Annotated in this window: 7 protein-coding genes; 5 read left to right on the top strand and 2 right to left on the bottom strand. The window is 71.0% G+C overall.

All coding sequences use genetic code 11. The annotated features are described in order from the left end of the window. From ACWDEN_RS43810 to ACWDEN_RS43795, 4 genes are all read left to right on the top strand, one after another. Positions 1–882 (top strand): acyl-CoA carboxylase subunit beta (locus ACWDEN_RS43810; protein WP_450863576.1); only part of this gene is annotated, 882 nt, incomplete at its 5' end. Positions 883–1189: 307 nt separating this feature from the next. Further along, a complete protein-coding gene (locus ACWDEN_RS43805) occupies positions 1190–2065 on the top strand; it encodes an AfsR/SARP family transcriptional regulator (RefSeq protein WP_450863574.1) in 876 nt (291 codons plus the stop codon). 38 nt (positions 2066–2103) lie between these two features. After that, on the top strand, positions 2104–2835 hold the full coding sequence (locus ACWDEN_RS43800; protein WP_450863572.1) for a phosphopantetheine-binding protein: 732 nt from the start codon (positions 2104–2106) through the stop codon (positions 2833–2835). Positions 2836–2956: 121 nt separating this feature from the next. Next, positions 2957–3799 (top strand): 4'-phosphopantetheinyl transferase family protein, encoded by an 843-nt coding sequence (locus ACWDEN_RS43795; RefSeq protein ID WP_351614206.1) that lies wholly within the window; start codon positions 2957–2959, stop codon positions 3797–3799. A 64-nt stretch (positions 3800–3863) separates the two neighbouring features. On the opposite strand, the gene ACWDEN_RS43790 is transcribed toward ACWDEN_RS43795, so the two are convergent. Next, positions 3864–4604 (bottom strand): thioesterase II family protein, encoded by a 741-nt coding sequence (locus ACWDEN_RS43790; protein WP_450863570.1) that lies wholly within the window; start codon positions 4602–4604, stop codon positions 3864–3866. Positions 4605–4889: 285 nt separating this feature from the next. On the opposite strand from ACWDEN_RS43790, the gene ACWDEN_RS43785 reads away from it, so the two are divergent. Further along, positions 4890–5711 carry an AfsR/SARP family transcriptional regulator gene (locus tag ACWDEN_RS43785; RefSeq protein WP_450863568.1) on the top strand — a complete coding sequence of 274 codons (822 nt, stop codon included), beginning with the start codon at positions 4890–4892 and terminating at the stop codon, positions 5709–5711. A 139-nt stretch (positions 5712–5850) separates the two neighbouring features. Here ACWDEN_RS43785 and ACWDEN_RS43780 read toward each other — a convergent pair whose 3' ends face one another. Continuing rightward, the gene (locus ACWDEN_RS43780) at positions 5851–6099 is read right to left on the bottom strand and encodes a phosphopantetheine-binding protein (RefSeq protein WP_450863567.1); all 249 of its coding nucleotides are present in this window, start codon (positions 6097–6099) and stop codon (positions 5851–5853) included. Between the last annotated feature and the right edge of the window lie 87 nt (positions 6100–6186).

The raw sequence follows: 6186 nt of genomic DNA, 5'->3' as shown, positions 1-6186 counted from the left end.
GGCGTCTGCCACTTCGCGTACGACGACGAGGAGACCTGCATCGCCGAGGTGCGGTACCTGCTGTCGCTCCTGCCGCAGAACAACCGCGAGAACCCCCCGCGCGTGGTCTCCTCCGACCCCGCCGACCGGCGCGGTGAGGCCCTGCTCGACCTGGTGCCGCTCGACGGCAACCGCCCGTACGACATGACCCGGGTCATCGAGGAGATCGTCGACGACGGCGAGTACCTCGAGGTCCACGAGCGCTGGGCGCGGAACATCATCTGCGCGCTGGCCCGCCTGGACGGGCACGCGGTCGGCATCGTCGCCAACCAGCCGCAGACGCTGGCCGGTGTCCTGGACATCGAGGCCAGTGAGAAGGCGGCGCGCTTCGTGCAGATGTGTGACGCCTTCAACATCCCGATCCTGACGCTGCTGGACGTGCCCGGCTTCCTGCCCGGTGTCGACCAGGAGCACGGCGGAATCATCCGCCACGGCGCGAAGTTGCTGTACGCCTACTGCAACGCGACCGTGCCGCGGATCTCGCTGATCCTGCGCAAGGCGTACGGAGGTGCCTACATCGTCATGGACTCCCAGTCGATCGGCGCCGACCTCACCTACGCCTGGCCGACCAACGAGATCGCCGTGATGGGCGCGGAGGGCGCCGCGAACGTCATCTTCCGCCGCCAGATCGCCGGCGCGGAGGACCCCGAGGCCATGCGCCAGAAGATGGTCAAGGAGTACAAGGCCGAGCTGATGCACCCGTACTACGCGGCCGAGCGCGGCCTCGTGGACGACGTCATCGACCCCGCCGAGACCCGCGAGGTGCTCATCCGCTCGCTGGCCATGCTGCACCAGAAGCATGCCGAGCTGCCCTCCCGCAAGCACGGCAACCCCCCGCAGTAGGCCAACAGACAAAACCCGATGGTCTGTTTGCTGTGGTCCAATGGTGATGGACGGTCTGTTCCTCGGAGGTGTGAGAGGGAGCGTCCCCGTCGGTGGGGGCGTGCGCCGGTCCGAGGTGGGGCCGTAACGACCCGTCAGCCGAGCTGAGTTCTGAGGAACTTCGCAGGTGGTTGGGGGTCTTCGAGGGCTGCTGCACTGCCACTTGAAGGTTGTTAAAAACAGAACGGACGGTTTGATATTGACATACCGTGTGCGCTGTTTTTAAATCGTGTAGTGCCAGCAGTGCACGTGGACCAGGGGAGACGGCGTGGACATCGAAGTACTGGGCGCACTGGATGTGAGGGAGAACGGGGTGTCCGTGGCCCCGACGGCGCCGAAGCCACGCCAGGTCCTGGCGCTGCTGGCGCTGAACGCGGACCGGGTGGTGCCGGTCGCCTCGCTCATCGAGGAGCTGTGGTCGGGCCGGCCACCGCGCAGCGCGCGCACCACCTTGCAGACCTACGTGCTGCAACTGCGCGAACTCATCGCGGCGGCACTGGCCCGCGACACCGCGGAGCAACCCGCCGACCGACCCGAACGCCGTACGGCGAAGGACGTGCTGCTCACCCTGCCGGGCGGATATCTGCTCTCCTCCGGCGGCGGCACCAGTGACGTCCGCGATTTCGAACGGCTGGCCGGACTGGGCTACCGGGCCATGGACGCCGGTGACTTCGCGGGTGCCTCACGCACTCTCGCCACCGCGCTGGAACTGTGGTCGGGATCCGCCTTCGCGGACGTGCAGACCGGGGCCCAGCTCGCCATGGAGGCCAAGCGTCTCGACGAGAGCCGGCTGTGCGCACTCGACCAGCGCATCGAGGCGGACCTGCGGCTCGGCAGGCATCGCGAAGTCCTCGCCGAGCTCACGGTACTGACGAGCCGTTACCGCACCCACGAGAACCTGCACGCCCAGTTCATGCTCGCGCTGCACCGCTCCGGGCGCCGCGGCGAGGCGCTCGCCGTCTACCAGCAGCTGCGCACGACCCTCGGCCGCGACCTGGGCCTGGAACCGTCACCGCGGCTGCGCCGGCTCCAGCACTCGATCCTGATGGCCGCGACCGAGACCACGCCGACCCCGGCGGGGCCCGCCCAGGCTCCCCGAGCCGCGCACGTTCCGCACGCCGGACCCCTGGCACCGACCCACTGACCCTCCGGCGAGGGGGCCGATCCTTGGAGGCATCCACCATGACCAGTGAGCCGACGGCACCATCCGGTGTCCCCGGAGACATCCTGGTCGAGCTCACGGCCGTGCTGGCCGGCGTCGTCCACGTCGACCCCGACCGCGTCGACCCCGAACAGCCCTTCCCCGTGCTCGGCCTGGACTCGCTGCTCACCGTCGAGTTCGTCACGGCGGTCAACCGGCACTTCGGCGTCCGGATCGCCGCCGCGGCGCTCTACGAGCACCCCACGCCCGCCCTGCTCGCCCGCCATGTGGCAGCCGTCCGCGGCGGAGCCGACGAGAGCCCCGCCGTCCAGGACCCCGGTGCCTCCGCCGCGGTGCTCCAGGTGCTGCGCGAGCAGCTGGCGCGGATCCTGCACTGCGCCCCCTGGGAGATCGACGGCGGTGCCGCCTTCGCCGAGCTGGGCATCGACTCCGTCCTGGCTGCCGACTTCGTCGCCGGCGTCAACCGCGCCTACGGCCTGACCGAACGCCCCGTCACCGTCCACGAGCATCCCAGCCTCGCCGCCATGGCCTCCTACGTCGCCTCCCGCACCCGGGGCACGGTGACCCCGGCGGCACCGGGCGCCGGCAGTGCCGCACCGGCCGGCCCGGAGCCGGTGCGGGCGCCGGTCACCACGGCCGCGCAGCGGCCCCCGAGGTCCCAGGACGAGGTGGTCGCGCTGCTCGACGCGGTGCGCGGCGACCGGATCGGCGTCGACGAGGCCGCCCGGCTCCTGGCGGACCGCTCCTCCTGAACGGGACCCGAACCGTGGACCACCGACAGGTCTCCGCCCGCCTTCGCACCGGCGGCCCCCGATCCGCGATGTCGCGTCGTCCGCCGTGGGACGGCGAACCGAGCACGGACGAGACGACACCATGACCATCACCGCACCGGAGCTCCCCGGCGCCGGGCCCGCACCGCTCAAGGAGACGGCGGCCCCGGTGAAGCTGTGGCTGTGCCCCAACGACGCCCTCCCGCCGGCCGTCGCCGGAGTCCTGGCAGCGCACTGGCTCGACGAGCGCGAACACAAGACCGCGGCCCGGTTCCTCTTCGAACGCGACCGCCGGCAGTACCTGGTCGCCCACGCCCTGGTCCGCCGGGCGCTGGCGCTGGAGGCCGGCCTCGCCGAGGCCGAACTGGTCATCTGGCGGTCCTCGCGCGGGCGGCCCTTCCTGCAGCCGCTGCCCGGCGGCCTGCCGCGCGGCGGCGACCACCTGGACTTCAACCTCTCCCATGCGGGGGGCTACAGCCTGCTCGGAATCGTCCGCAGGCACCGCATCGGAGTCGACGTCGAGGGCCTCGGGCGGGACGCGCAGGCTCTGGAGACCATCCTGACCACCTTCACCCCCGAGGAACAGCGGTGGGTGGCCGGCGCGCCCCGGGGACGGGAGTGGGACCGGCGGGTGCTCAGGCTGTGGACCCTGAAGGAGGCGTACGCCAAGGCCCGCGGACTGGGCCTCGGACTGCCCTTCGACGAGTTCTGCTTCACCCTGGCCGACGACCGGGGCGTGCTCGCCTTCCGGCCGCCCGCCGACGACCTGGCCGGGCGCTGGCGGTTCCTGGAGCTGGAGCCGGTGCCGGACGTGCTGGCCGCCGTCGCCGTACCGGCGGACGAACACGGCGCCCCGCGGCTCGAGTTGCACCACGGGTTCCCCTGGGCCCGGGCCACGCCGCACACCATCGCCCTGCCCGAGCCCGTGGGCGCGACGCATGGCTAGGTCCCGTCGCCGGTGTGGTGCGCTCCGGGCGGGCGGCCGGAGTCCGCGGGCGGGACCCGGCGGCTCAGCGGCCGGCCACGGGCGCGGACGACAGTCGCAGGGCCTCGGTCACGTCGTAGGTCATCGCGCGGATCACGGCGTCGAGGTCGTCCTGGAAGTAGAAGTGGCCGCCCGGGAAGACGTGCGTCGCCAGCAGCCGGGCACACTGCCCGCTCCAGCGTTCCAGCGCGGCCAGGCCCACGACCGCGTCCTCGGCGCCGCCGAACAGGGACACCGGCACCGGCAGCGGTTCGCCGGCGGGCGCCTGACGCCAGCTCTCCACCAGCTGCAGGTCGGCGCGGATGACCGGCGCGAAGTACCGCCACAAACCAGGGTGGTTCAGCACCTTCGGCGGGGTGCCGCCCAGCCGGGCGACCCGGACCCGCAGCTCCTCGTCGGACAGCTCCCGGGCGGGTACGCGCACGGGCGGGCCGTCCGGGCGGGGCGCACCGCAGGCCGACAGGCCCAGCCACACCGGAGGGCGGCCCCGCGCCGTCAGCCTGCGGGCGACCTCGTACGCCACCAGCGCGCCCATGCTGTGGCCGAACAGCGCGAACGGGGCGCGGGAGGCGTCCAGTTCGGGGATCAGCCGGTCGAGGTGGTGAGCCACCAGGGAGTCACCGTCGCTCAGCGGCGGCTGCCCCATCAGCGTGCCGTGGCCGGGTGCGTCCCGAGCCGTCACCCGCCAGCCGGCCGGGAAACGGGCGGGCCAGTTCTGGTACATCAGCCCTGAGCCGCCCGCGTGCGGAAAGAGGTAGAGGCGCACCGCGGGTCTCCGTTCACGTCGGCGGGCGGGAAAAGACCGTATACAGGGCGAGGTTATCCGTCGTACGGAATTCCGCACCGGAATCACCAGTTCATTTCCAGCATGGGTACATGTGTTCTTGAGGACTTTATCGGCGCTGCGCAACACCCCACTTGGAGCGCTGCTAGAGGACCGCTACAGGAAATCGCTCGGGGGGCACGGACACGGCTAGCGTGCGTAGTGGCGGAGAATTCTGGCCACCAAAAGGAACTGGACAAGGAACTCGACGAGGTGGGGAGGCCACCGATGCAGATTCAGGTTCTGGGTCCGTTGAGTGCCGAGGTCAACGGGGGATCAATCGTTCCGACGGCCGGTAAGCCGCGACAGATTCTGTCGCTGCTGGCACTCTATCCCGGGCGGGTCATGCCCATTCCCACACTCATGGAGGAGCTCTGGGGAACCGAACCTCCGGCGAGCGCGCTGACGACCCTGCAGACCTACATACTCCAACTGCGCAGGCGGCTCGGTACGGCCATGGGCCCGGGCTCCCCGAACGGAGCCAAGGACATTCTGGCCACCCGGCACGGTGGATATCTGCTGCAGATCGACAAGACCTGTGTCGACGTCCACCAGTACGAGGACCTGGTCCGGCAGGGACAGGCCGCGTTCGAGGCGGGGGACAACGAGGTGTCCGCGGCGCAGTTCCGTGCGGCGCTCGACCTGTGGACCGGCGCACCGCTGGTCGACGTGAAACTCGGGCCGGTCCTCGACATCGAGGTGATGCGGCTCCAGGAGAGCCGGCTGGTGACCGTGGAGCGGCGCATCGACGCCGATCTCCGGCTCGGCCGCCATGCGGAGCTGATCGCGGAGCTGACCGAGCTGACCGCCCGCCATCCGCACCACGAGGGCCTGCACTCGCAGGTCATGCTGGCGATGTACCGGTCGGGCCGGCAGGCCACCGCGCTGGAGGTCTACCGCAGACTGCGCATGCGGCTCATCGACGAACTCGGGGTGGAACCCTCGCCGCAGCTCCAGCGCATGCACCAGGCCATGCTGGCCGTCGATCCGTTGCTGGACGTGCTGGCCGGACCGCGCCGTACCTCGACGTTCGACCTGTTCGCGGCGTGACGGGCGGCACCGCCCGGCCCACGGCCGGCGCCATGCCGCATCCGCCGCCGCACCGTCCACCGCCCCACCGACGCATCGCACCGCCGAGCCGCCGAACCGCCATCCGGGGACGGCGGCTTCGGCGTGTCCCGTACCGGACTCAGGCGGCAGCCTGCAACCGGGTCACCGTCTCCCACAGGACCGCCGGCGTGGCGAAGGTGTCCAGGGAGAGGGCCTCGTCCACGAAGCGGACGTCGTAGGCGCTCTCCAGCGAGCCCAGCAGCTCCACCGCGCCCAGCGAGTCCAGACCCGAGACCCTCAGGTCCGTGTCGGGCTCCAGCGGTTCGTCCGCGTCGAGGAACGGCAGGTAGTCGCGCAGGAGTTCCTCGAACTTGTTGTCCCAAGCCATTGCTGACCTCACCCTTTGTGTGTCGTCGGTTCGTCGATGGAAAGCCGTGGTCGTACGTCGCACCGCGTACGGCGTCCGGGTTCTGAG

The organism is Streptomyces sp. NPDC001153, from assembly GCF_053598315.1.
The sequence above is the reverse complement of the archived record's forward strand: the minus strand, read 5'-3'. Positions and strand labels throughout refer to the sequence as shown.